At 67.4% G+C, this 25,381-nt stretch carries 17 protein-coding genes and 3 pseudogenes; 8 read left to right on the top strand and 12 right to left on the bottom strand.

What is annotated here, in order from left to right; genetic code table 11:
- Positions 1-38 precede the first annotated feature (38 nt).
- Genes nthA through ESZ52_RS00220 form a run of 3 tightly spaced genes read left to right on the top strand, consistent with a single transcriptional unit; the run spans position 39 to position 1,716 of the window.
- Positions 39-689, top strand: a complete 651-nt coding sequence (gene nthA, locus ESZ52_RS00230) for a nitrile hydratase subunit alpha (RefSeq protein WP_131103158.1) — start codon at positions 39-41, stop codon at positions 687-689.
- Complete coding sequence (gene nthB, locus ESZ52_RS00225; protein ID WP_131103157.1) at positions 686-1,333, top strand: nitrile hydratase subunit beta; 648 nt, start codon at positions 686-688, stop codon at positions 1,331-1,333. Before nthA ends, nthB begins: the two co-directional genes overlap by 4 nt.
- Complete coding sequence (locus ESZ52_RS00220) at positions 1,330-1,716, top strand: nitrile hydratase accessory protein (protein ID WP_202865387.1); 387 nt, start codon at positions 1,330-1,332, stop codon at positions 1,714-1,716. The genes nthB and ESZ52_RS00220 overlap by 4 nt, the downstream gene beginning before the upstream one ends.
- Before the next feature lie 97 nt (positions 1,717-1,813).
- Here the strand turns inward: ESZ52_RS00220 and ESZ52_RS00215 are convergent, their stop codons facing one another.
- A complete protein-coding gene (locus ESZ52_RS00215; protein ID WP_131103156.1) occupies positions 1,814-2,620 on the bottom strand; it encodes an SDR family NAD(P)-dependent oxidoreductase in 807 nt (268 codons plus the stop codon).
- A gap of 465 nt (positions 2,621-3,085) precedes the next feature.
- The gene (locus tag ESZ52_RS00210; protein ID WP_131103155.1) at positions 3,086-3,526 is read right to left on the bottom strand and encodes a very short patch repair endonuclease; all 441 of its coding nucleotides are present in this window, start codon (positions 3,524-3,526) and stop codon (positions 3,086-3,088) included.
- A gap of 224 nt (positions 3,527-3,750) precedes the next feature.
- On the opposite strand from ESZ52_RS00210, the gene ESZ52_RS00205 reads away from it, so the two are divergent.
- Positions 3,751-4,977, top strand: a complete 1,227-nt coding sequence (locus tag ESZ52_RS00205; RefSeq protein ID WP_131103154.1) for an IS256 family transposase — start codon at positions 3,751-3,753, stop codon at positions 4,975-4,977.
- Positions 4,978-5,545: 568 nt separating this feature from the next.
- Here ESZ52_RS00205 and ESZ52_RS00200 read toward each other — a convergent pair.
- The 7 genes and pseudogenes from ESZ52_RS00200 to ESZ52_RS00165 form a co-directional block, all read right to left on the bottom strand.
- On the bottom strand, positions 5,546-6,424 hold the full coding sequence (locus tag ESZ52_RS00200) for a DUF6339 family protein (RefSeq protein WP_131103153.1): 879 nt from the start codon (positions 6,422-6,424) through the stop codon (positions 5,546-5,548).
- On the bottom strand, positions 6,421-7,419 hold the full coding sequence (locus ESZ52_RS00195) for a hypothetical protein (protein ID WP_131103152.1): 999 nt from the start codon (positions 7,417-7,419) through the stop codon (positions 6,421-6,423). Before ESZ52_RS00195 ends, ESZ52_RS00200 begins: the two co-directional genes overlap by 4 nt.
- The gene (locus tag ESZ52_RS00190) at positions 7,416-9,515 is read right to left on the bottom strand and encodes a helix-turn-helix domain-containing protein (RefSeq protein ID WP_181010081.1); all 2,100 of its coding nucleotides are present in this window, start codon (positions 9,513-9,515) and stop codon (positions 7,416-7,418) included. The genes ESZ52_RS00195 and ESZ52_RS00190 overlap by 4 nt, the downstream gene beginning before the upstream one ends.
- A 304-nt stretch (positions 9,516-9,819) precedes the next feature.
- Positions 9,820-10,845, bottom strand: coding sequence for a NaeI family type II restriction endonuclease (locus tag ESZ52_RS00185; protein WP_131103150.1), 1,026 nt, complete (start codon positions 10,843-10,845; stop codon positions 9,820-9,822).
- Between the two features lie 77 nt (positions 10,846-10,922).
- Positions 10,923-12,550, bottom strand: a pseudogene (locus tag ESZ52_RS00180) (IS1634 family transposase).
- A gap of 349 nt (positions 12,551-12,899) precedes the next feature.
- The gene (locus ESZ52_RS00175) at positions 12,900-14,039 is read right to left on the bottom strand and encodes a DNA cytosine methyltransferase (RefSeq protein ID WP_131103149.1); all 1,140 of its coding nucleotides are present in this window, start codon (positions 14,037-14,039) and stop codon (positions 12,900-12,902) included.
- A 1,311-nt stretch (positions 14,040-15,350) separates the two neighbouring features.
- Positions 15,351-16,753, bottom strand: a protein-coding gene (locus tag ESZ52_RS00165) for an IS3 family transposase (RefSeq protein WP_420886837.1) whose coding sequence is annotated in 2 segments (ribosomal slippage) — positions 15,351-16,420 and positions 16,420-16,753 — 1,404 coding nt in all. Because the reading frame shifts where the segments join, the coding sequence is not laid out codon by codon here.
- 516 nt (positions 16,754-17,269) lie between these two features.
- Here ESZ52_RS00165 and ESZ52_RS00155 point away from each other — a divergent pair.
- Both ESZ52_RS00155 and ESZ52_RS19560 read left to right on the top strand, forming a co-directional pair.
- On the top strand, positions 17,270-18,130 hold the full coding sequence (locus ESZ52_RS00155) for a restriction endonuclease (protein ID WP_131103146.1): 861 nt from the start codon (positions 17,270-17,272) through the stop codon (positions 18,128-18,130).
- 95 nt (positions 18,131-18,225) lie between these two features.
- Positions 18,226-18,929, top strand: a pseudogene (locus ESZ52_RS19560) (transposase); the annotation flags it as partial.
- A gap of 104 nt (positions 18,930-19,033) precedes the next feature.
- Here the strand turns inward: ESZ52_RS19560 and ESZ52_RS00145 are convergent.
- Positions 19,034-19,558: a hypothetical protein gene (locus ESZ52_RS00145; RefSeq protein WP_131103144.1), complete on the bottom strand. Its 525-nt coding sequence runs from the start codon at positions 19,556-19,558 to the stop codon at positions 19,034-19,036.
- Positions 19,559-19,804: 246 nt separating this feature from the next.
- On the opposite strand from ESZ52_RS00145, the gene ESZ52_RS00140 reads away from it, so the two are divergent.
- Together ESZ52_RS00140 and ESZ52_RS00135 are read left to right on the top strand one after the other, a co-directional pair.
- Positions 19,805-20,662, top strand: coding sequence for a hypothetical protein (locus ESZ52_RS00140; protein ID WP_131103143.1), 858 nt, complete (start codon positions 19,805-19,807; stop codon positions 20,660-20,662).
- Between the two features lie 71 nt (positions 20,663-20,733).
- A complete protein-coding gene (locus ESZ52_RS00135) occupies positions 20,734-21,213 on the top strand; it encodes a restriction endonuclease (protein WP_181009860.1) in 480 nt (159 codons plus the stop codon).
- A 189-nt stretch (positions 21,214-21,402) separates the two neighbouring features.
- Here the strand turns inward: ESZ52_RS00135 and ESZ52_RS00130 are convergent, their stop codons facing one another.
- Both ESZ52_RS00130 and mobF read right to left on the bottom strand, forming a co-directional pair.
- Complete coding sequence (locus tag ESZ52_RS00130) at positions 21,403-23,553, bottom strand: AAA family ATPase (RefSeq protein WP_186364089.1); 2,151 nt, start codon at positions 23,551-23,553, stop codon at positions 21,403-21,405.
- A 422-nt stretch (positions 23,554-23,975) separates the two neighbouring features.
- Positions 23,976-25,118, bottom strand: a pseudogene (gene mobF / locus ESZ52_RS20050) (MobF family relaxase); the annotation flags it as partial.
- Positions 25,119-25,381 lie beyond the last annotated feature (263 nt).

The following is a 25,381-nucleotide window of genomic DNA, read 5'->3' as shown; positions in this document are numbered from 1 at the left end:
CACCCGCTTCGCTCTCCCCGCTGAGGTAACGTCGCAGGATGGGCCACGACCACGGCGACCACGATCACGACCACGAGGCTGGGGGCACCGCATACAGCCACCTCTCCCCCATGGACGCGCGCGTCCGTGCCCTCGAGACGCTGCTGACCGAGCGTGGCCTCGTCGACAGCACCGCCCTCGACGCGGTCGTGGAGCGGTACGAGCACGAGGTGGGGCCGCACAACGGCGCACAGGTCGTCGCGAAGTCCTGGGACGAGCCCGACTTCCGCGCGTGGCTGCTGGAGGACGCCGACGCCGCGATCGCCTCGCTCGGTCACATCGGCCGGCAGGGCGAGCACATGGTCGCGGTCGAGAACACGTCCGAGCGCCACAACATGGTGGTCTGCACCCTGTGCTCCTGCTACCCGTGGCCGGTGCTGGGGCTGCCTCCGGTCTGGTACAAGTCGCCCGCGTACCGCTCCAAGGCCGTCATCGACCCGCGCGGCGTCCTCGCCGACTTCGGCGTGACACTGCCGGAGTCGACGCAGATCAAGGTGTGGGACTCCACGGCAGAGGTGCGCTACCTCGTCGTGCCGATGCGTCCCGAGGGCACCGAGGGTATGTCGCAGGAGGAGCTGACCACGCTGGTCACCCGGGACAGCATGATCGGCACCGGCCTGGCGCGGCGGCCGCTGGAGCCGGCGCGGTGAACGGCGTCCACGACCTCGGGGGTATGCAGAGCTTCGGCCCCGTGCAGCCCGAGCCCGACGAGCCGCCCTTCCACGACGACTGGGAGCGGCGCACCCTTGCGGTCACGCTGGCGATGGGTGCCCTCGGACTGTGGAACATCGACCAGATGCGCCACGAGCGCGAGAGCCTGCCGCCGGCGCAGTACCTCTCCAGCAGCTACTACGAGATCTGGCAGCAGGCGCTGGAGAACGCCGTCGCCACGCTCGGGCTGCTCGAGGAGGACGCCGCCTCGCAGGGTCTGCGCGCCCGGACGGCGGAGGAGCTCCTCACCGCCTTCTCCAGCCGCGGCAGCTACGAGCGCCCCACGGACCGTGCACCGAGGTATGCCGTGGGGCAGCGGGTGCGCGCCCGCAACCTCAACCCGGCCGGGCACACCCGGCTGCCGCGCTACGCGCGCGGACGTGTCGGCACGGTGGCGGCCGTCCGCGGCGCCCACGTCTTCCCCGACCGCAACGCCGCGCCGCTGGGTCAGCGGCCGGGCACCGACCCTGAGTGGCTCTACACCGTCGACTTTGCCGGCCGCGAGCTCTGGGGTGAGGACGCCGACCCGACGCTCACGGTGTCGATCGACGCCTGGGAGCCCTACCTGGAGGAGACGTCGTGACGACCGCGGCCCAGACCCTCTCGCAGATCTCCGTCGCGTGCGGCGACGCCCTCCCGCTGCCGCCGACGTACGTAGACGGTGCGAACGGCATACCCGAGGAGGAGCAGGTCTTCGCCGCGCCGTGGCAGGCGCAGGTGTTCGCGATGACCGTGGTCCTGCACGAGCGCGGGGTGTTCACGTGGCCGGAGTGGGCCCAGGCGCTCAGCCGCCGGGTCGCGACGGGCGCCGACGACGGCAGCGACTACTACGAGTGCTGGGCCGCTGCGCTGGAGGACGTGATCGCCGCCCGTGGCATCGCCGCGGAGGAAGACGTGGAGCGGATGACCCAGGCTTGGCACGACGCCGCCGGGCGCACGCCGCACGGTCAGCCGATCTCGCTCTAGGTAGGCGGTCGGCTCCCGCTGGCGCGGCCGTGCACCGGCATCGCGTGGCATGTGTGGCCGCTGCCGGGCAGGCACCCACGACCGGCCCGTGGAGGTGTCAGCGCAGGTGGCTGGCCCCGTTGAGGTCGAGGACCGCCCCCGAGGCCCACTCCGCCCGCGGGTCGGCCAGCGCGAGCACGGCATCGGCGACCTCGTGGGGCCGGGCGACCCGGCCGAACGGGCTCTGCGCCCGGGTGGCCGCCCCCCGGTCCCCTGCCAGCGCGTACCCGGCCATCTCGGTCTCGATGAAGCCCGGTGCGACCGAGGTCACCGCGATCCCGTGCCGACCCAGACGCAGCGCCATCGACTGGCCGAAGGAGTGCAGGCCGGCCTTGCTCGCGCCGTAGGCCGGGATGTCCGGCTCGCCCCGGTAGGCGCCGCGGCTGCCGACGTTGACGATCCGCCCGACGGGGACCCCGTCTGCGGGCGGCACGTCGATCATGTGGCGGGCCACCTGCCAGGTCAGGTGGGCCGGGCCGAGCAGGTTGGTCTCCAACGTGCGCCGCCAGATCTCCACCCACTCGGCGTAGGAGGTCTCCTCCAGCGGGTGGTCGCCGCGCCGGCCCCTGCCCTCCCACGGGGCGGTGAGCATCGCCGCGTTGTTGACCAGGACGTCCACCCGGCCCAGGGCTTCGATCGCTTCGGTCGCCAGCCGCTGGACGGCGTCCGGGTCGGCGAGGTCTGCCTGGACGACGGCGTGCCCGTCGCCCGGGAGAGAACGGCATACCTCGTGCGCGGCTGCCTCGCTGCCCAGGTAGTGCACGACGACCCGGTCGCCCCGCGCCGCGAAGGCGCGGGCCACCGCGGCCCCCACGCCCCGGGAGGAGCCGGTGACCAGGACGCCGCGGGAGGGATGGGAGCTCATACTCCCATCCTGTCACCCGGCGGGGGCGAGTTGCGGAGGCAACCAGGTGTCACACGTCGACGACAGCCGCGCTGGAGGCTCCAGCATTTATCTGGGGTAGGACCGCGACAAAGACCCTCCCCGCGGAGCGGGAAGGGCCTCTGACCTGGGTGGAGGCGAGGGGACTCGAACCCCTAACCCCCTGCTTGCAAAGTCCACGATTGGGGTACGCGAGAACCCTCTGACCTGCGGGTATGTCGCGTTGCGGGGCACCCAACCGCGCCAAAGCTTTCCCCCACTGCAGTACTTTTCTGGGGTACGGTCCGCGTGCGTAGGTGACGAAGCGGAGGGCCATCACCACCTCCCCGGGAGGGACCATGACTCGGCGCCATCCTTGCCCCGTCAGCGGGGCGCCGCCCATGCGGGGTCAAAGTCCGCTGAGCGCCCGGGGAGGGGCGCGGCCGCCGGACCCTACGAGGCACACTCTCAGCTTCCGTCCCTGCGACGCTCGCGCACGACGACCGCGACACGCTCGGCGGCCTCCGCTGGGTCCGTATGCTCCCACACCCGCATCGAGATCCAGCCAACTCCAGCCAGCCGAAGATCGGTGTCGCGATCCCGCTCAACGTTGCGCATCGCCTTGCCAGCCCAATATTCAGCATTAGCCCTAGCGACCGTGAAGTGCTCGGGGCAGCCGTGCCAGAAGCAGCCATCGAGAAAGACCGCGACCTTCACCCGGGTGAATGCCAGATCAGCCCGGCGCGTAGCACCCGGGAGCGGAAGTCGGTAATCCACGCGGTATCGGAGCCCCAGTCCATGGACGGCCCTGCGCAAGGCCAACTCGGGCGCCGTGTCCCGCTGCTTGTTGGATCGCATGCTGCGGCGGACGGCCGGTGACGTGGCCCACGACTCGCGTGACTTCGCCATGATTGACGATGGCACGAAGGTCCCCTGAGCCACAACCCGTCCATTGCAGAGTCCACGGGAGTCGTTCTGGCGCGGCTAAATCCGCGTATTTCCGGGCAGCGGGAGGGTAAGAGTCCCGTGGAGTGGTGGGGTTTGGGGAGTGGGTGTGGCTCCCTGACGTAGGGGGGTCATCGGCGAGATGCTCGGTGTGTACCGCCAAGTACTCACCAGAGGAGATCTCACCGATGACCCTTCCCAAGTCTGCCGTGTCCGACCTGCTGGACGCACTTCGCGCCGGTGACGGCGTGGACCTGGTGCGCGAGTCCGTGCGCATGGTCCTGCAGGAGCTGATCGAGGCCGAGGCCGCGCAGGTGATCGGCGCCGCCCGGTACGAACGCACCCCGGAGCGGACCACCGAGCGCAACGGCACCCGGCCGAAGCTGTTGACGACCAAGGGCGGCGACGTGAACGTCGCCATCCCCAAGCTGCGCACCGGCAGTTACTTCCCCAGCATCCTGGAGCCTCGGCGGCGGATCGACCAGGCCCTGTACGCGGTGGTGATGGAGGCCTACGTCCACGGCGTGTCAACCCGCTCGGTCGACGACCTCGTGGTCGCGCTGGGCGGGACCGGGATTTCCAAGTCGGAGGTGTCGCGGATCTGTGCGGGTCTGGATGAGTCCGTCGGGGCGTTCCGCACCCGCAGCCTGGACCACGCCCGCTTCCCCTACGTCTACCTGGACGCGACCTACCTGCACGTGCGCACCGAGGCCGCCATGGTCGTGTCCAAGGCCGTGGTGATCGCCACCAGCGTCACCGAGCACGGCCGCCGCGAGGTCCTGGGCCTGGACGTGGGCGACAGCGAGGACGAGGTCTTCTGGCAGGCGTTCCTGACCGGCCTGAAGAAGCGCGGCCTGGGCGGTGTTCAGCTGGTGATCTCCGACCAGCACGCCGGCCTGGTCGCCGCCCTGACCCGGGTGTTCCAGGGCTCGTCCCACCAACGGTGCCGGGTCCACTTCATCCGCAACGTGCTCGCGCACGTGCCCAAGGCCGAGACCGAGATGGTCGCCGCGGTGTTCCGCACCATCTTCGCCCAACCCGACCTGGCCTCCATGGCCAAACAGTGGGACAAGGTCCGTGACGACCTCGCCATCCGGTACCCCAAGACCGGCCCGCTCATGGACGGCGCAAAGTCCGAAGTGCTCGCGTTCGCCGCATTCCCGCGAGAGCACTGGCGCAAGATCTGGTCCACCAACCCCCTGGAACGGCTGAACAAGGAGATCAAGCGCCGCTCTCGCGTCGTGGGCATCTTTCCCAACGAGGCCTCCGTCATCCGCCTCGTCGGCGCCGTCCTGACCGACACCCACGACGAGTGGCAGGTCGACGACCGCCGCTACCTCTCCGAAGGCTCCATGGCCAAGATCTACCCCACCAGCGATACTGGAAGCGTCGCCCTCGAAAAGAGCGACCGGTAGGCAACGAGCATCACCTCAAAGCCCACCACTCAGCGGGGCTCTATCGCGGGAGGCACCTTAGGGGCGCCGGTCGGGTACCGCGTTCAAGTACTTTCTGGCGTACGAACCTGGGTACAGCGGACGTGGGCCGGAAGTCCCGCCCAGCTCACTCATCGAGTTCGACCACCCCTGCCTTGCCGTCAAGCTGATCGACTAGCCGTGGTGGGTACGTGCATGGCGTACATACACCAAGGCGAGCCCGCCCGGCGCTGCGCGGCCCTCGTCGTGGCCATGCGGTTGCCCTCGATCTTGTCGGCGCGGGAGGCGTCGTACGTCATCAGGCGACCACCGTACCGAGGGCAGCCGTGCCACCAGCAGACTCGACAAAGACGCCACCTTAACCGAGGGAGGAAGGGGTAAGCCCCTCGCACAGCGCCAGGCAGGGCCCGCGGTAGAGGACATGCGCAAGCCCTTGTTCTGCGAGCTCGCGACGCAGGTCCCATGGGGCCCGCGTCGTGGTCCAACGACGCAGGCTCGCTCGCTCGCCGAACTCCAGCCCCGCCTGCTTATTGGTCCTGCTCTGCCGGCCTCAGTCCGACGACTTCCTGCCCCGTACCTTCGCCCCGGTCATAAGCTCGGTGAGCAACACCTTCATGGCCTCGACGGACTCCTCAGGCGCCTCCCCGTCGTCAGGGCCCTCGGGCAGCTTGTCGAAGTACACCCGAGGATCGTGGTCACCACGGACGCTCTCCCACTGCACCCTCGCCGAGGCATCTAGTTCGATGTCCGGCCCTATGAGGTCGAGCACCAGTGTGGAGGCCGCAGCGTTGGCGGCCTTGGCAAGAGCGTTGGCTTCACGGCCGCCGGTGAGCATCGTCCCGTCCGCGCTCGACGGGAGCACCGCCAGAGCCGCCAACGCTGTTGGGCGGTGGTTCGAGATGCGCATGCGGAACAGGTTGTTGACGATGTCCTGGTTCGTTAGGGCGAGCGCGGCCGGAGCGTAGTTCTTGCCGTTGCGAAAGACCTCGACCATCCACCACAGGCGCGCGAGTGCGTGCTTGCTGCTTGGCCCCACGAAGCGCTCCGATTTGGCGGCCTGCTCGGGGTCGTCCTCTCCAACTGGTGGTCCGAACCGCCAGCGGGTGTAGTCGGCACCCCACAGGCCCAGGAAGCGCCAGACGGCACGGTTTCCGGCCTCACGCCGCGAAAGGCGCAGCACAGCGTGCAGCCTGGGACCGAGCCACGAGTCGGACGCGGCTGCCTCAGCTTGGTCGTACCGCGCCATAACCTCCTCCAGCAGGACGTGGACCGGCTCCAGCTTGTGGGTCCGCAGGCCGCTGACTTCTGTCAGGTAGTCCTGGGCGTCCAGACCGGCGCTGCCGAGCCGGAAGGCAGGCGTGAGGCGGACCGACGATGCTACCCCGCCCAGGGTCTTCTTCTCGTCTAGTGGTGTTGCGAGTCCGGTCACTGTGGCATCTCCTTCGTTTCGGCATCCTTCTCCAGCAGCAAGATGCCGCGGCGCAACAGGGGGGAGGCGCCTACCTGCTTGGCGGCCGCCGGGAGGAGACGCTCCAGGAGATCCCCGGACCCCTCTCCCGATTGCCGCGCCTGCACGGCCTCTATGAGGGCGTCGTCCGGGCCCAGGTTCTCGTAGATGCGCGGGAAGAGCGTCTTCAGTACCACCGTCTTCCACTCCTCGGCTGGCCATTCAGGCTGCCCCTCTTCAGGGATCTCTACCGCGTCGAGCGCGTTGACGAACATGGCCTGCCATGCGTCGTTGGCGATACCCACCCGCGTGCTGTCGTGCATAGCCTGTTCCGCGCGTGGCCTGCGCCGGCGGTCACCCAACAGTGCCTCCAAGCCCTGGAATCCGCTGTTGAGGTAGAGGACGGGCGCGTCGGGGTCGAGCCGCAGGTGGTGAGCGTCCTCGCTGAACTTCTTGAGCCCGCGCTCGGTGTCGATGGCGAAGTCCACCCACTGGACTGCGATGCTGCCATGCACCGGCGACGGCGGCAGGTCGTCGAAGGAAAGAGCCCAAGACTCGCTCGATCCGATGACGCGGTGCGCCACGCCGTCGACGGTGGCTGCCACGAGGGCACGCAAGGTGGCACGCCCATACCATTCGTCGCGGGTCAACACGACCGTGCCGTGCCAACGGCCCGGGGTGTGGGGGTCGGGCGTGAGGGGTAGCACGCGTCGCGTGTTCGTGTGTGAGCAGAACGTCTGTGCGGCGGCCTTGGGGTCGAGCCAGTTGCTGTGGCCAGCGAGCTCGGCAGCGGGAGCCGTGACGGTGATGTCGATATGGGCCTCATCCCAGTGGTCCGCGTCGAGATCACGGAACGCCACCTCGGGCAGATCAGGGTCAATGTAGTTGGTTGACAGTGGCTTGCCGTCGATGACGACGCTGTCGATCGAGACGCGGACGTCTCCGACGAGCGTCTCGTACGGGAAGATGGCGATCACTTGGACGCCTCCTTGTAGACGCGGACGTCAACCAGTGCCGTCGCAAGACTTGCCATAACGGGGTGGGTGTCGGCCCTGGAGGTGCCGTGGAACCGGACCTCGCGGGCCCCTGCCTCCGCAACGACGACGTCACCGGTCACGGTGCACCTGGTCTCGGGGACCAGCTTTTCCCACACGACCGGGATGGCCGCGCCGGAGTCGGTTCCGAACCGCAGAACCGGGCTGAAGCGCCAGGGGGCCTCGCGCGCCGGAAGGCTGACCCTTACATCGAGGGACCACCGTCCCTCGGCGTCCGGCTTCCCAACGGCGCTCTTGACCCGGGGACGTTTCGTCGTGTCGACAGTCGGCGGGTTGATGCGAAGCAGCTCCTTGAGCGCATCGGGACCATCGGAAAGGTCACGGGTGGGACGCCCGACGATTTCGCGGATGGCCTTGCGGACCTCGATCCTGAAGTTTTTGAGCGCCGTGCCGTAACCCCGGGCGTAGGAGCTCGACACATCGGGAGTCACCATCCAGTCGTCGTGCTCAGGAGGCTCGGCGGCCCGGAGGAAGCGGTCCGCAGCCTTGTCGGCGGGCTCGCCGCCAGCAGCAAGGCCAGCGAGCACCACGGCGTGGAAGGTTCGGCTGCCCATGCGAAGGCCAGGCACTAGCTCCTCGCGGATGACCATGTGGCTGCCGCGCAGAAAGGCGACCCGGTTGGCGTCGGTATCGTCCTCGTCGGCCTCGGTCACTAGCAGAACCGCCTCGTGCTGCTGAGAGCCATGCGCGCCGTCGGACAAGCGCTTTGGTACCTCGAGAGTGATACGGCGCCGAACGACGTCACCTGGCTGCTCTAGGCTGTCAACGGTGAGGTCGTCGCGGTGCATCCGGAGCATCCGTGCCTTGGCGGGTGTGTACGAGTGGGGGTCGACGAGGTCGGACTTGATGGTGACGCCGTTCCGCTCGGACCGGACCAGCGCGGTCATCATGCCGGGGTCGTCACCTGCGCGTTCCACCATGGCTGGCCAGAAGTTCGCCGCCAGTGCCCTCACGAGCTCGTCGTGCATGTCCTCGATCGTCTGGAAGCGCTCGTCGGGGTCGTATGCACCTACGATGAGGAACGACGTACCAGGCTGATCCTCGTCCCGGGCGAGATAGGTGTCGAGCGCGAGGGCCTCGTTGCCCCAGTAGGACCGCGTGACATCGCCGCGTGCCTCGTCCTTCTCACCGAACCATGCCGGTCCGGCATAGGCCTCGGGACTGCCCGCTTCGGCGGCTGTCAGACGGTGCCAGGGCAGCTCGAGTCGGCCGATGTACCGTCCTTCTCGCTTGCCGTCCTGGGCAACGGAGAGCGTGCTGTTGATGAGGACCATGCCGAACTGCGAGCAGGCCCACATCACGGACTTGCCCAGCCCGTAGGAGCCGCCTGCGTTGTCACCCTTGAACGAGTCGAGGATGTTGCGTACCACGGCCATGTAGTTGCCGTCGTCGTACTCTGGCCCAACGAGCCCCTTGGCCCCGTAGTCCTCGACGCGCAGCAGTATGAGCCTTCCGTCGTCAGCGAGTGCACTCAGCCCGCGTCGAATGACCGCTGCCACCTTCTGGCGGCTGTCGGCCGCGGCCTCGAGGTGGGGCTTGAGGTCGTCGAACTTGATGGCCTCTAGGAAGCTGTTGAGGCGTGACCCGGAGATCTCAATGAGGGTGTAGCGGGCTTCCACGGTGGGCTGGCCCGGCTGCGCCTCGTCGAGGATGTTTTGGCTCGTCTCCCGTCCGAAGGTCGACAATCCACCATGGAACGCGAAGCCGGCAGCGTTGCCGAGCTCCCTTCCGGCGTCCTGCGGTGCGGGTCGGTGGTACCAGACACACTCGCGCCGGTAGGCATCGCGCTGCTTCGGGTCCACAGTCTTGGTCTTCCCGCCAAGTTCCCCGTAAGACAGCCAAGACGGCTGGACGCCGAGGAAACCCGCCACCTTCACCAGATTCGTGGCGCTGGGGGTCTTGGTGCCTGACCGCCATTGCGACACGGTTGCGGAGGACACGCCCACCGCCTCGGCGAGCGCTGCTTGAGTCTTGCCCTGCTTGCTCAGCTCTTGGTCGAGCCGCTCGTGCACCTTCATCCGTCGCTCCATCCCTTGCCAGTAGCTAGTCCACCAGATCGCTGACTCGCGGCCGTTCCCAATGTTAGCCGAGGGTTAACTTCACCGCAACAGTACCTGTTCCAGGCTTGACTCTGGCCCGTGCCAGGCTTACCTCGCCCCGGCTTGCCGCTCCGGTGCGGATGCTCGTGACTCTTCGCTGGCAACCGGGCTCGCTCCCGGATACGGACACGCACATCAGCAGGATCCGCTCTTGTCTGGAGTGGCAGTGCGCACGGTGACGGAGCCTCGGCCAGCTCTCCCTAACTATGGCAAGCCCAACAAGCTACGAAACGACCTTCTTCGGCAACTCGGGTGCAGGGGATCCCGGCTCGGCGTCCTGAGCCATCGCCCACCGCAGGCCGTTCAGCGTGAAGAATGGCCGGGAATCAGCTTCGGTCACTGGCACCACGCGCACCGCAATCCACTCTCCCTTGACTGGCGTCGCAAGCTCTAAAGCACGGGCGATATGCCGGTGAGAGTCCTGATGCCCGAGCACCAGGATGCCTTCGGAGCGTAGACCCAACCGGGCGTCGCGGGCGCGCTTAGGGGCATCTTCCTGCTGAGCAACCGTGAGCACGGTTTGGCGTCCCACGATGCGCCCGTGCACTTCACGGAACAACTGGTTGACACGAGCTTGTCCGGATTTCGGGAAAGAGAAAACCCGAGCCCGTACGTCAGCGTTGAGGTGGAGCAGGAGATTACGTGGTAGGTCATTTTGAAGACCACCCCAGAGCCAGTGGATGTCCTTACGTGCTGAGTCGTTAAGGCGGCGCTTGTTGTCCCGGTTGTACGCGCGGACGAGCTGGCCGGTCGTCGTGTCGCTACGCCAGCGCAGTCGCTCGTCGGTAACCGTTATGAGTCCAGCGGCCCACTGGCTGGTGTCGTCGTTGAGCCATGTCACCAGCGCAGCTTGGTTGGCCTTGCCCTGACGGTCGCCGTGGTCTTCACATAGGTACATCTCCATTGGGATTTCCCAGCCACCGAGATCCTTGGAGAACTTGCAGTCGATGTCGCCGCCAGCGATCTGCCAATCAAGATGAGCCCCGTTGCGAAATTCAAACTCCTTAGTGAGGTTAACCTCAACCGCGGTGCCCAGGTACGTCTTTTCGGTCTTGGAGAGGTGCTGGTAGGCCCATCGCCCTGTGCGTTGACCATCCAACAGCTCGTCAAGTGAGTCTCGGAGAGCCCACCGGAAGCGCTCGCGGGCGTCATCCTGGGCGTCGAACCAGTCCTTGAAAGGCACAAGGTCGACAGGCACTGCCTGACTCAGGTTGCTCCTGATGGCCCAAGCTGCAGGGACCGTGCCCATCGGCCTGGTGGGTACAGCGTGGTACCGGAACACGTTGCGCTTCCGGCGGACCTGAGTTGGGTCAAAAGGCTTAGTGCCTAGGTCGCGCCGTTCTTGAGGTCGTTGAGGACGGCTTGATCGCTGGAGCTGAGGGCTGGTGGCAGGGTCTGGACGGCGCCGTTGGCCTCGATGGTGGCTGAGCGCAGTGGGCGGATCTGGCGCAGGAATCGGCGCAGGGACAGTCCGGTCCGGGCCTGGACGGTGCGAGCGATCGCCAGGGCGGTGAACACGATGGTCAGGTGCGCCTCGATCGAGTCGCGTCGTCGGGCGAACAAGGGACGGGCTCGCAGGTCGCTCTTGGACATCCGGAACGTTTGCTCCACGTGCCATAGGTCTCGGTAGGAGTCGATCACCTCGGCCGCGGGCAGGGCCGTGGCCGGGATGTTGGTGACGAAGCCCTTGAGCCCGGCCAGCCGGCGGGCTCTGGCCAGCGCCGCTTCGTCCAGGACCAGGCCGTCGCTCTGGGTCTTGACGAACCTGGGGGTGCGGGCTGGTTTGTCGCCCTCGATGGCCGCGCGGGCTCGGTTCTCCTGGGCGGTGAGGGTCTTGTTGTCCCTCGCGAACCGCTTGGCCGAGTAGGACCACACCGCCCGCCAGGAGCTGGGGTGCTGCTCGGGGTCCCAGGCCGGCTCGCGACGCAGGGCGGGGTCGTTGTCGGTGTTCTTGCCGACCTTGGGGGTCACGGTGTCGATGATCTGGCCATCGGTGAACGCATCCCCGTGCCAGCGGAAGTGAGAGATCAGGTCGATCGGGGCCTTGGCGGTCTTGGACCCGACGATGAAGGTGTGCCCGGCCTCGTCCAGGGCTCTCAGGTTGGCCGCGGACAGCATCCCGGCATCCGCGACAACGACCAGGTCGGTGATGCCGTGCCGCGCGGCGAACGCCTCGATGATCGGCACGATGGTGTGGGTCTCGGCCTTGTTGCCCTCCCAGCAGCCGATCTCCAGAGGGAAGCCGTGTCGGTCGACCAGCAGGCCGACGATGATCTATGGGTCGACCCGACGCTCCTTGGAGTAGCCGACCTTGCGCAAGGCGTCTTCCTCGGCGGCTTCGAAGTGCAGCGTGGTCACGTCGTACAGACACAGCGACACGTCTCCGCTGGCCCGGGCGTGCTGGAAGCAGAGCTCGGCGATCTGGTCACGGTAGGCCCGTCCTGGCAACGGCCCAGCGTGCGTTTGCGGGTCGACAGGCTCGCCGAGGTCCGGCCCAGGTCGGCCAGCACCCGGTCGACGTCCAGCAGGCTGGTCGGCTCCACCACCCGGGCGATGACCAGGTCGCGGAACACCTCATCCTCCAGGGCGTCGAGGCCCAGGTCGGTGTACACCCCGGCCAGGGCGTCATACAGCACCGCCGAAGACGTGCGCAGCACCTGCGGCGCGGCCACCACCGGGCGCCGTGCCGGGACGGTGGCTGGCTCGTCGAACAGCGTCTGGGTCGGGGCCGGCACCATGGCCGCCCTGGTCACCGGCAGCGACAGTCCCAGGTCCAGCTGCCCCTGGGCGTCGTCCTCGAGCAGCTTGCGCGCCCGATCCATCAGCAGCCCGAGCTCGGTCTCATCGTGCGCCGACCCCACGTGCCGCACGATGCGCCGCCGCCCGCCCACGGACTCGGCGATCTGCACCGCGGTCGCACCCGAGGCCGTCCGCACCCGCCGAATCCACGCCATCACCCGATCCTAGGGCCCCGGTTAGTGCCTAAACGACGCACCAAGCCACTACATCACCGCAGGTCACAGCCCCGCGCCCCGAAGAATCAGCGACTTGTGACCCAACTCAGGTCTGCCTGACTCAGGTTGCTCCTGATGGCCCAAGCTGCAGGGACCGTGCCCATCGGCCTGGTGGGTACAGCGTGGTACCGGAACACGTTGCGCTTCCGGCGGATGGCACGGGCACGAGAATCCTGCGTGGCCGCCAGGGGCTGGTTGTCACACGGCTGGCCATTCTCTTCGGTCACCAGGGCAGTCTTGCAGCCGCCGCCCTCGAGAGGTCACGCGGGTAGCGTCTAGAGGTTCGTGGTCATGCGACAGCGGGTCGAACCTGCCGGGCGATGGCCCGTGCGAGGCCGGAGGGAACGGCATTGCCAATTTGCTTTGCGATTGCGATCTTCGTTCCCACCCAGAGGTAATCCTCGGGGAAGTCCTGCAGAAGACTCGCCTCGTAGTGGGTCACCACGCGGTTCACGGACTTCATCGGATCGCCTTTGATCCATCTGGCGTCCTCGCCGTGTCGCGGCCGACCGGGCACCCACTGAGGGTGCAGATACGAGCCCTTCTCGGGCTTGAAGAACTCGGTGCGGATAGTATGTGACGGGAAGTCCCATCGCATCCGCCCCATCACGTCGGTAGTTCCTGTCGGTTTCTCACGCCAGCACCGCGGGAGAAGGTCGGTGGGCACGTCGAATCGACCGCCGCCTGGGGGGACGTAGGAGTAGCGGGCAAGTGAGATGGGCCTCGGGTCACGGCGAAAATGGATCTCAAGCCCCTTGAACATCCCTGGCATAGTCTCACCGAAGAACTCTGTGAGTGAATCCGGGAGCTCTGTGGAGTCGGGAATGGCAGGAAGTCCATGGATGCGGTCCTTGACAGTCCGCCACGGCAACAGGCCTGATGCAGGAGAGGGCTTGCGTGCGTGCGTGGGTTCTGGAAGCTGGATCTTCCCGACGCGCGATCCGATCACTATCGTTCGGCGCCGGCGCTGCGACACTCCGTAGTCGGCTGCGTTCAGAACGCCGTAAGAGATCTCGTAATCTTTGAGGACGCCGCGGTCGACCTCGGCCAAGAGCATGTGGAACTCCGGCGAACTGCTGAAGCGATCCACGTTTTCGATGACGAAGACTTGGGGCTTCGCCATGGTGATGAACCTCATGTACTCGCGCCAGAGCTGGTTTCGAGGGTCATCGAGTCGCTTGAGCCCAAGGTTGGAGAACCCCTGGCAAGGCGGTCCACCGATCACGAGGTCGGCAGTCGGGATCTCTTGGTTCATGACATCGGCGATGTCGCCGGCATGGACATGATCCTCACCGAAGTTGGCCGCGTACGTCGCTGCCGCGAACTTGTCTTGCTCCACCGCCAGGATGGGGTCGAATCCCTCTAGGCTAAAGCCGACCGTCATACCGCCGCACCCTGCGAATAGGTCGATCACGGTCGGTCTCGTCATGGGGTGAAGCCTACGGCCTGGCACCGACAGCTCCCGTAGCGACGCCGGAGTGTGACTGGTGTCATCGAGCGACGCCTCCCACCGTTCGCTCGTGGGCGTGACCACTCGCTCGCTGGCTTGGTCCATCGTTCCTCCTTGTGTCTCTGGTTGGTGACAAGGCTTGTCTGACCGCAGCACGGTGTCGACAGCAGCGAGCGATCTGTGGATAACCGACTCTTCGCTTTGGGCGGTGGGGAGCGCGCGAGCCACCGCAGCTCGTTCTTGGGTCGGTGATGGGGCAAGGTCCGGAGATCGGAGGAAACTACCTCTTCCGGCAGCGGGCGGCGGGTCGTCTGCCTCGTCGGCGCGCCCTGCCTCGACACCCCGGTCGTGGTCATCTGGCACAAGCGCCGCTACGCTGCCGCGAGGACGGCGAGGTGAGCACGCTCACCGAGCTGGTGCCCGATCTGGTCGACCGCGTGCTGCCTACCACCCGCGCTGCGCGTGTGCGATCACCCCAGATCATCGGGAGCAAGCCTTCGTGTGAGTCGGCGTGGAACGCCAGGTCGGGCGTGCGGTGGCGCACTATGTGGTCGGCAGTCAAGCGGATCCCGACCGCCACGGCTGCTGACGCGGGCCGCTTCGCCGGGCACCACCGCCAGACCGCCAAAGGCAAGAGGCCCTGTCCGGTCTATTGACCGCGGTTCCTGCCCACCCCGCTCTTGTGCGCGAGGTGAGCCAGTCCAGCACCGCCGAACCCACCCCGCGGGACTGACCAACGGAGCGTCACCTGGGCACCAGGGCACCATCCTGTTCTCACGGCTGGGTCAAGCGGCGCCAGCTTCCGGTGCTCGCTCTCCTCCAGGGAAGGGGAGTCATAACCGCCAGTGTCTTGGTCATGACGACCCTTCTTCCCGAACCCGGGGAGATAGAGCGCTGCGTGTGTTCGACCAGGGGGATGGGCGGCATGGGCACTGACGAACTTGACAACGACGGTTGCAGAGTATCCAGGTTGCGACGGGGTGTGTTCCACTCACCGTCGCTCAGTGGACAGTCTTCAACCGTCGCCGACAGAACTCGTTCCGGACGGCAAGGGAGCGGATACGCAGTAGCAGTTCGTCGTCACGTCAGCGTTCCCTTTCTGCACACAGCAGAGGACCGCACACCGTCAACTACATCAGTTGCCAGGGCTCCCGGGCCTTCTCTCTGGAGGCCGGAGCGAGGATTCCTCGCTGCCGGAGCTTGGTGCCGGCCCATCGTATGTCGTACTGCCACGTGTAGAAGAGGTCTCCCGCGGCGCGGAAGGTGTCAAGTCGGGTGAGACAGTTTCCGTCAGGCGGTCTGTATGAGGGACTCCTGTGAGGGCTGGTTGATCCACGCGGCCTGGGGCAGCTTGGGCGCCTGGGGTCGGCGGTGGCCGAACCGCTCGGGGTGGGCGGCGTAGGCAGCGTCCAGGGTGGACTGGCGTTGGGCGCGGACCTGACCGACGGTGCCGTAGTGGACGCTGGCGGGAGTGTGCAGCCCGATGCCGGAGTGGCGGTGCTCGTGGTTGTAGTAGGCGAAGAACTGCTCGGCGAACGCGCCGGCGTCGGCCAGGGACCCGAAACGTTCGGGGAAGACCGGGGCGTACTTCAACGTCTTGAACGCGGCCTCGCTGTACGGGTTGTCGTTCGAGACGTGCGGGCGGGAGTGGGACCGGGCCACGCCCAGGTCCACCAGCAGCTGCGCGACCGGTTTGGAGGTCATCGAGGTGCCCCGGTCGGCGTGCACCGCGTCCGGGACACCGTGCACGCCCATGGCCTGCTCGAGCATGTTCTTGGCGATGTCGGCGTCCTCGCGGGCCGCGATGGTCCAGGCCACGACGAACCGGGAGAAGATGTCGAGCACGACGTACAGGTCGTAGTACACGCCCCGCTCCGGTCCTCGCAGCTTCGTGATGTCCCAGCTCCAAACCTGTCCAGGGCCGGTTGCCACCAGCTCGGGCCTGGTCCTGGCTGGGTGGGTGGCCTGCCGGCGTCGTTCGCCGGCCATGTCGTGCTCGCGCAGGATGCGGTGCATCGTGGACTGCGAGCACAGGTAGGTGCCCTCGTCCAGCAGCGTGGCCCAGGCCTGGGCGACCGACTTGTCCGCGAACTCCTGGCTGGTCAGCACCGCCAGCACGTGCGCCCGTTCAGCCTCGGTGAGCTTGTTCGCCGGGGCCGGGCGCGGTGTCGTCGGGCGTGGCCGGGGCGGGTTCTTGGCCCGGTAGTGACCCGCGCGGGAGCGGCCCAGCAGGGCGCACGCAGCTGCGGTGCCGACCTGCTCAGCCAGGTCGTCGACGGCCGGGTCGATCACCGCCGCGACCGCGGCGGCTTGTCCGCGCTCTCGGAGAGCGTCTCCAAGAGCGCGTGTGCTCTTCCCACCAGATCCAGGGCAGCTTTCGTGCGGGCGAGCTCGGCCTCGGCCTTCTCCGCCCGTGCCCGCAGCGCCTGCAGCTCCCGTTCCTGGCGGTCTCGTCGCTTGCCACCCAACCCGGCCTGCGCACCGGCCTGCGCTGCCTTGCGCCACTCGATGATGTGCGAGCTGTACAACCCTTCCCGGCGCAAGATCGCGCCCCGCTCACCACGTTCCGCGGCGTCGTACTCGGCAAGGATCGCGGCCTTGAACTCGGCGGTGAACCTCCGCCGCTTCGGCTGGTCAGCACGAGGGGACATGACCCCATCATCGGTGCCGACATCAGCAGTCGTCATCGTCATCTCAGTATTGATCCGATCTCGCCCCGTGCAGTGCGAAGGTCAACAGTGCTGGTGTCTCACCCCATCCTGACGCACAGGGGCGCGCAGGTCGTCCTCGTGCCTCCGCCACACCGTCTTGCAGACGACGAGTAGATCTCCGAGCCCCCATGTTCCCGCAGAGCCTCGACGATCCACGTTTCAAGGACTGATTTGTCAGGCATAAACTGAGCTTCCCAGTTCCGTGAGAGAGAAGCTACCGCGACGCTCCTCGAGGGGGCAGCGTCCCTTCACCACAAGGGGTCGTCCGGGCAGAACGACCGCGACTCTGCACGGGCCACCGCGCGCGACGACAGGCTCGTATCCTGCGGAGCTGCCTCTCTTCTCTCAGCAGTGCAGTGACGGGATGCGCTTGCTCCCGCATCGCGGCGAACTTGATGCGCCTAGCCGGGAATGCACCCGCGATCGGCTGACTGTTCCCCACTCGCAGAGCGGGGTCTGGCAGGCTGGTGCACGTGACCCCACCCAAGCTACCGCCGTATCAGGACCCTCCTGCTGCCCACGCTTGAGGCAGTAGACGAGCTGGGCGGCTCGGGGTCGATCAACGAGATCGTCGAGGCGGTGCAACGGCGCGAGCGCTTTTCAGAGGAGCAGCAGGCTGTCCTGCAAAAGGACGGACCTGAGACCGAGATCCGGTACCGGCAAGCCTGGGCGCGCACCTACCTCAAAGGCATGGGACTGCTCGACAACAGCAGTCGTGGCGTCTGGTCGCTTACAGAAGCCGGCAAGCGGCTGCTCTCCGACCCGACTGTAGACAGTAAGGGCAGAGAGCGTCGCGTGATGCAGATGAGGGCCGCGTACATCGCGACAACTCGCGACAAGCGACGACTCACCAACCCGAGGAAGAAGGTGGATACGGACGGGGGGATGGCTGACGGAGGAGCGACGTGGCAGGAGGAGTTGCTTGACGTGCTGATGTCCATGGCGCCCGCAGGTTTCGAGCGGCTCGCGCAGAGACTCCTCAGGGAGGCCGACTTCGACAGTGTCAATGTGACGGGCCGCTCCGGGGACGGTGGCATCGATGGCTTGGGCGTGTACAGGCTCGGATTGGTCAGTTTTCCGGTCTTCTTCCAGTGTAAGAGATACCGCGGAAGCGTGGGACCTGGCGCCGTGAGGGACTTCAGGGGCGCGATGTCGGGACGCGGGGACAAGGGACTGCTTATCACCACGGGAACCTTCACTGCCGACGCCAAGCGGGAGGCCACACGAGACGGCGCACCGCCCGTGGATCTGATCGACGGGTCCCGCCTCTGTGACCTCTTGAAGCAGTACGAGATCGGTGTAACAACGAGGATGGTTGAGGATGTGACGGTAGAGGCCGACGTCTTCCGCGATGCATGACCGTGCCTAGGCTGCCTTCTCAAGACCACCCCTAGGACCCTGCTGAACAATCAGCGCGTCGCGCGGGCTGATGGCATGGTTGCGATCCTAGTTTCATGCAGGGTGAGGCTGATCGGCAGCGGGAGCTGTTGGACGTGGAGGCGTTGGCGGGGCATCTGTTGGTGCCCGGGTGTGTTCGCGTTCCCGGCCGAGCATCGGCTGCGGTTGTTCCCGCCGGAGATGTTTGCTGACCTGTTCCCCTCGGGTCGGGGTCGGCCCTCGATCCCGCCGGAGGTCATCACCTCGGTGCTCGTGCTGCAGTCCTTGTATTGTACGGGCATTCCGACCGTGAGGCGGTCGAGGCGGTCGAGGCGCTCACGTTCGACCTGCGCTGGAAGGCCGCGTGCGGGTACGCGGCCGACGGGGCCCGGGTTCCACCCGACGGCGTTGACGGCATGGCGCAGGCGGCTGGCCGCCAGCGAGCGTCCGGACCGGATCTTCGAGGCGGTGCGGCAGGTCATCACCGCCACCGGCGCGCTCACGGGCATAGACCCGGCGAGCGTTGGACTCCACGGCGCTGGACGACGCGGTCGCCCGGCAGGACACCATCACCCAGCTGATCGCCAGCATCCGCCGGGTCGGCCGCGACGTCCCGGACGCGGCCGTGCTGGTCACCGCGCACTGCACCCGGCTGGCGAGGGGTGACGGGTCGGGACTACAGCGCCACCGCCAAGCCGCGGAAGTCTGGGACCACGAGACCGGCCGGGAGGAGCTGGTCACCGCGCTGGTCGACAACGCCCTGGCGTTGCTGGCCGCTCTAGACGCCGCCCACCACTCCGCGCCACACGGCTGCCTGGGTAGTTGTAAGGCAGCCCCGGTTGCCGCAGGGTCGGAAGCGAGGTGATCGATGGGGAAGGCGCGCGATCAGCTAGTCGGCTTCGGCGGCAGAGGCCGCCGCCATGTGTGTCGGTGCTCGGCGCCTTCCGCGTCAGCCCAAGTGATGACTGCTGTGTCGTCGTCCCCGAAAGCCAAGGTGGCACCGAAAGTAACGCCTTCCCCCGGGGCCATGTGCGTCGGCATGTCGAGAGTCCACTCGGACGGCGGGTCGAAGCGGGCGACGTCGACGGTGATGTCCACGTCGTACGCGGTGGCTGTACCGGTGTTCTCTAGTCGGAACGTGGACCCGCGGTGGTGATGGATGGCCCAAGCTACCCGGCTTACTTGGCTCTCCTTGGCTGCTCGCTCTTCTTGCTGTTCGGCTGCCCGGGCCATTCGCTCCAGCGCGTTCGCCGCTCGGGCGGCCTCCTGCCGTGCGCCCCGGGACTCCTCCAGGGCTTTGCCCGCGCGCTCGTCAGCGTAACGGGTGGCCCGAGCGTTCGTGAACCACCCAACGGCAGCGCCCACGAGTGCTATAACCGCGATGATATTCGCCCACCCTGCAGCATCCATGGGGTGAGGGTACGCGGCTGAGTGTGCAGAACTGTGAGGCACCAAGGGCCTCTCGCGCCCGGCGGATGGGTGGATCAGGCGAGGCCTGCGTCGCTCGTGGGGGGCGTCCACGCTGTAGGGCGGGTCCTTGCACCCGACGCAGAGGATGGAGAACAGGTCAGCGACTCTGGGTTTGCTGCAGCTCGCGCCAAGCGCGGGTGGCTGATGACATCGTGGGGAAGAGCCGCAGTCGGCTAAGTTCGCTGTGTGGACGTTCTCGTCACCTCCGACTCCAAGCTCGGCAACGAGCTCCTCCGTGACTCTCTGATGCAGTTGGGGCACCGGGTGCTCGATACAGGCACCGTTGGGGCGGGCACCCTTCTTGCCAACACGACGTGGCAGGCAGACGTCATGGTGGCCGCACTGGTTTCCGGCCGTTCGTCACGTCAGCGGTTCGGCACCGTTGGGGTTGAGATTGGCATCGCCCTAGAACGCGGCTTGCCAATCTTGCTCGTGGCTAAGGCGGGGCTTTCCCTCCCCTTCCTTACGGGCATACCGCGTATCGACCTTGCGGACGACGAGCACCTCTTGGCGACCCAGTTGGACCTGCTGCTCCAGGCGGTGGAGGAAGGCTCGCCCCGTCAGGCGGCGTGGTCCTCAAGGCCAACCTCGGCGAGAGCCGTCCGTGCAACCGATCCCCGCTCCGCAGGTCAAGCCCAGGACTTCGAGCTGCGTGTCGGCTCCTTATTGAAGGCGACTGGAGCAGAAGTTATCGAGCATTTAGAGTTTCCTCAAGGCGCAAACCAACCTGATTTCGCGATCTACTTCGCGAAGTTCGGAAGAAACCCTGGAGTGGTGCTTGTGGAGGCGAAATCCTTGCCAGCGCGCGGCAGCCACAAAGGCTCAAAAAGCCTATTGGCGGAGGCGGCAAAGAAATTGTCCGCACGCGTTCTTGCGTCCCGTGCTGGCCTTGGTCTACTGATCTACGAGGGCTCGGTGGTTACCCCTCCACGAAGTCCTATGACGGTCGTCATCTCCGTAGACGAACTGGAACATCGACTGTCCCGACAGAGCCTGGAGGATTGGCTCCTCTACGCCCGCAACGAAGCGATTCACAAACTATGACAGGCGGGGCCGCGGCGACTGGGGCTGGGGGCTCCATCAGCAAGAGTGCAGTCACCAGACAGCTTGCGCTGGTGCGTGGCCAGTCCACGAGTGACGCCAAAGGAAAGGCGTTTGAGGCCCTCGCAGAATTTCTATTTCAGTGCCTCGGTTGCCGCACCAAGCGCAACATCACAAGCCCGTTACATAGCGAGCAACTCGATCTCGTTGGCGTGCACCTCGGGGCACTGAACCCGCTTCCCACGTTCTTCATTATCGAATGCAAGTACTGGGAAGATAAGGTGGACAGCAAGGCGGTTGGGTACTTTATAAATATCTGTCGCAGTCGGAAGGCAAAACTTGCGATCATCTTTTCTAAGAACGGCCTGACGGGTAGCGCGAAGGATCAAACCGCGGCGCATTCGATTGCCTTCGGTGCAGCAAACGACGGTATCCACCTCATCCTTGTCACGGAGGCGGATATTGAGAGGCTTTCCAGTGATGACGATTTTGCAAATATGTTGATCGACGCGTGGATACTTGCGGCGGCGGGGGCTGGGGTAGGACTGTCTTAATTCCTGTTCACGCTCGGTGACGTAGACACCCGGGGCGTGGCATGAACAAGCGTAGTAACAAACGTCAGCCATAAGAGCGCTCGGCCGGCCGGTCTGATGTGACCTCGACTCATGCATCCGCAACTCGGCGGTAACGCAATTATCGACCGCGGCGGTGCCATCGGAAATGGTTCTCGCGCGGACGACCGCTCACCGCGACGGACCGGACACCTCGCGTGCGGGGCGTTCATGAAAGGTTTGACGCTCGGCTTGTCGCTCGCTGGTTCGCAACCTCTCGCGCTGAGCGCCTGCCGTGCGGCTGCCGGAAACCGCCGACGGCGCGCTGAGCCGCCGAACGAGTCGGCTCTGGTGCCTGGCGGTTTCAGGTTCCTTCAAAGGCGGACCGATGGGGCTGGGGTCTGTCGGCGGTATGCCTTGCGCGGCGCGCCAGACGGCGAGGTCGCCGATGAGCTGGCCGTCGACGTCCGGGGGCAGAGTGCGTTGCCAGGGCACCCGGTCGGACACACTTGACTGCTTGGCTTCGTCGGCGACGCGCTGCTCGAGGTCGTGGATCCGCTGGATGAGCCGGTCGAGGTACTCGCACTTCTCCGCGTCCTGCCGCAGGACGGGTGGAATGTCAGGCAGCCAGGGCAGGGGCGCGTCCCGGTACGAGGGTGGGGTGGCGCCAGCGATGCGCCAGGCGAGGGCGGCGGCGGGGTCGTCGGCCTCGGTGAGGGACTGGGTGCCGCGGTACCAGGTCGCCTCTTCAACCACCTTCTGCGGTGGTGTGCCGTCGATCCAGCGCAGCGCGAGTTGGCCGCGCAGGTGCGGGTAGGCCGGCTGCTCAGTGACGCCCGGTAGCCACCGCTCGAGCGCGTCGTCCAGCCCCACCATGCGCTCTACGCCAAGGTGCTGCTGGGCCAAGACGGGTAGGGCGTCCTGGTAGGCCAGCACCGCCTGCCGCAGCAGTTGGGCTGCGTCCCCGCGCTCGACCGTTGTCGCCGACTGGGCGCGGCCGTCGCGGGCGAGAATGTCGGTAAGCACCTGCCGCGGCTCTACGGCCGTGTCCTGAACCGCGGGCACCACGTCGTCCAGCGAGGCGGTGGGCGTGCCCAAGTAGAGGTGGTTGCTCTGGCGCCCGCGGGAGAGGGCGACGTACAGAGCCTGCCGGGACTCCGCTCCGGTGAGAACCGAATGCGTGCTGTCGACGGTGGCGCCCTGGGCGCCGTGGATGGTGCTGGCATACCCGAGCTGCACGTGCTCGCCCACGTAGGAGGCCGGGAGGGTGACGTGGGCCAACCTGGTTCCCGGCCCGTTGCGGTGGCGTTCGGCCGAGACGGCGCCGTCGAGGTGGACTGCGACGACGCGCCATCGGTCGCCGTTCTTGACCCAGGACCCGTCACCGGTCCGGAGGGTGCGGTCGTTGCGGCGGGTGATCACGGTGTCGCCGGCGCTGGCGCGGGTGCCATCGGCCAGGGCCACCTCGCGTCCGGGCGGTGACTCGGTGTCGAGGCGATCCTGCCGGGCGCGCTGGTTCAGCTCGCGCACAGTGTCCCGGGTCGCGGCCAGCAGCAGACTGGACCGGCCGGCGTGCCGGTCGGCGGCCCAGGCCGCGTACGCCGCCTCGATCACGTCCCGGGTGTCACCGGCGTGGACCCGGTCCCGGTCGAGGTAGTGGTCCAGCGCGGCGGGGTCGCCGTCGCGGATCGCGAGGGTGGCCGCGCCTTCGGCGGGATCGGTGAACCGGTGCAGCTCGGTCAGCGTGGCGGTGGTGCCGTGCGAGTGGCCCTGCTCGGCCAGGTCCCGGAAGATCCCGCCGGCAGCCACGGCGGCCAGCTGCTGGTCGTCCCCGACCAGCCGCACGCAACCGCCCGCGTCGACGACGTGGCGGACCACGACCGCCAGGTCGCGGGTGCCGGCCATCCCGGCCTCGTCGATCAGCACCAACATCCCCGGACCGACCGCACTGCCCGCGGGGGTGTGGTGGAGGTGCTTGGCGATGGTGTCGGCCGGGATGCCGGTGGCGCGGCCGAGCTCGTCGGCCGCGACAGCGGTGGGCGCCAGCCCGAGGACGGTCCCGCCGGAGGCCTCCCAGGCCCGGGCCAGCACCCGCAGCGCGGCGGTCTTGCCGGCCCCGGCCGGAGCGAGGGCGACCTGTGCCCGGCACCCGCTCGTGGCGAGACTGCGGACCATCGCCACCTGCGACCGGTCCAGGCTCGGACCGTCCACGCTCGAGGCGGCCAAGACGGCCTCGACCACGTCCGGGTCGGCCTGGCGGCCGTCGCGGCGCAGCCCCAGGGCGAGTAGCTCGTCCTCGGCGGCCAGGATCGCCTTCGAGGTGTAGGCCTGACTGCCGTGCACGACGTGGGCGGGCTGCCCGTCCGGGCGGCGCAGAACCTCGGGCTCGCCCAGCTCCGGCGGTACGCCTCGAGCTTGTCCAGGGGGACCTGAGCGGTGCGGAGCTGGCGCAGGGTCTCGGCGCGCACGTGCCACACCTGCCACGTCGCCCGCGACCCCTCGAGCACCGACAGGACACGGGCGGCGACGACCTGGGGGCGCACGTCCCCACCACCCCCGCGTCCCCGGAGGTGTCCCGGGAGCGCTCCCACCCATCCACCTGCGACGATGCCAGCCTCCCCACCGCATATCCGGTCGCGCCCCCACAGCGCCCCCACCGCACTTGCGACCATCTCCTCCAGGGGGCGTCCCGTGGTGGAGAGCACGGCCTCGGCTTGTGCCCTCCAGGTCTGGCGTTGCTCGGCCTCGGAGCGGGGTTCGTGCTTACCCGGGCGGGTCTCCAGGTTCGCCTGCTGCGCCAGGACCAGCGACTCGATGGTCGTGGGGGTGCGCCCGTGGTCGGCCCGGAAGGCCGAGGCGAGCTCGCGCTGCCGGGCCTCGATCGCCTGCCGCCGGGACGACCACGCCGCGAGCAGGGCCGGGTCGATCCCGTCGATCTCCCGCACCGCGCGCTTGCCCTCCGGAGTGGGGCGGTCGGCGAAGCGGACGCCGAGGCGCTCGACGAGGCCGGCCTCGAGGTGGGTGTTGTAGTGCTCGGACGCCATCACCTTGGCCTTGAACAGCATCCGCCCGTCCAGGGTCAGCCACCGCCCGCCCTCCTCGGGCAGGGACTGCACCTTGTTTGAGACTACGACGTGGGTGTGCAGGTCCGGGTCCCCGGTGCGGGAGTCGCGGTGGTCGAAGGCCGCCGCGATCAGGCCGGTGACGGGGACCTGGCGGATGCCGCCCTTGCCGACACGGGTGAACGCGACCTCGGCCTCCAGCATCTCCAGGGTCGCGTGCACTGCCTCGTGGTGCGCAGCCTCCACCTGCCTGGCGATCTCCGGTGGGGCGAGGGCCCACAGAGTCGAGACTGACTTCACCGGTGAGAACGTCAGGTCGAACCCGGCCACCGGCACCTGTGCCGGCCGCGACGCCTTGGCGACGAACGTCGTCAGCTCGGCCTCGTCCACGGGGGCGCGGCCGTGCCGCTGCTCGAAGACCTCCCGGGCGACCTGGGTCCGGATGCGTGCTCGCTCCTCCGGGAGGATCGGTGCGTTCCACGACAGTCCCTGGTTGGTGTTGTGCTCGCTGAACGCCCGCGCCGTGACCTGCCGCAAGGACGTGGCGTCGAACGTAGGGAACGCCCGCCCCAACGCACCCCAGTCCTTAGCGGCGGCGTCGTGCTCGCTGGAGCGGGGGTGGCGGCCCTGCCCGAAGAGCAGCCTCATCTGCTCCTCGCTCACCACGTCGCCGACGGCCAGGTCGAGTCCGGCCAGCCCGGTGCCGAGCCACCGACCGGGCGACTCGCCCTTCTCCTCGTAGTAGGACGCGAGACCGGCCTGCCGCTTCTCGGTGGCGTCGTGGGCAGCGACCTGCTTCGTCAGGTACGTGTACCCGGACCCCGCAGCGAGCTTGTGCAACGTCATCACACCCATAGAAAGCGGACGAGCGAGGCCCAGGGTCTCACCGCGGCGACCGAGTGCACCGGGTGTGTCCTCGATCTGCTCCTGCAGATGCTGTCGGTCGGTCAGGCCGGTCGTGCGCTTGGGAGCCGTGATCGGGTGTCGTGGGCCAGGCCGTCTGAGGGGCCAGTAGGAGATCTCGAGCTCGATCGGGTGGTCTTGCCGGATGCTGGTGGGCGCTGGTGGTGGGTCGGTTCGATCTAGGTGACGATGTCTAGCCGTAGCGT

It is taken from the genome of Ornithinimicrobium sufpigmenti, assembly GCF_004322775.1.
Taxonomy (GTDB): Bacteria; Actinomycetota; Actinomycetes; order Actinomycetales; family Dermatophilaceae; genus Ornithinicoccus; species Ornithinicoccus sufpigmenti.
Note: the sequence above shows the minus strand (reverse complement) of the source record. Positions and strands in the feature narration are given on the sequence as shown.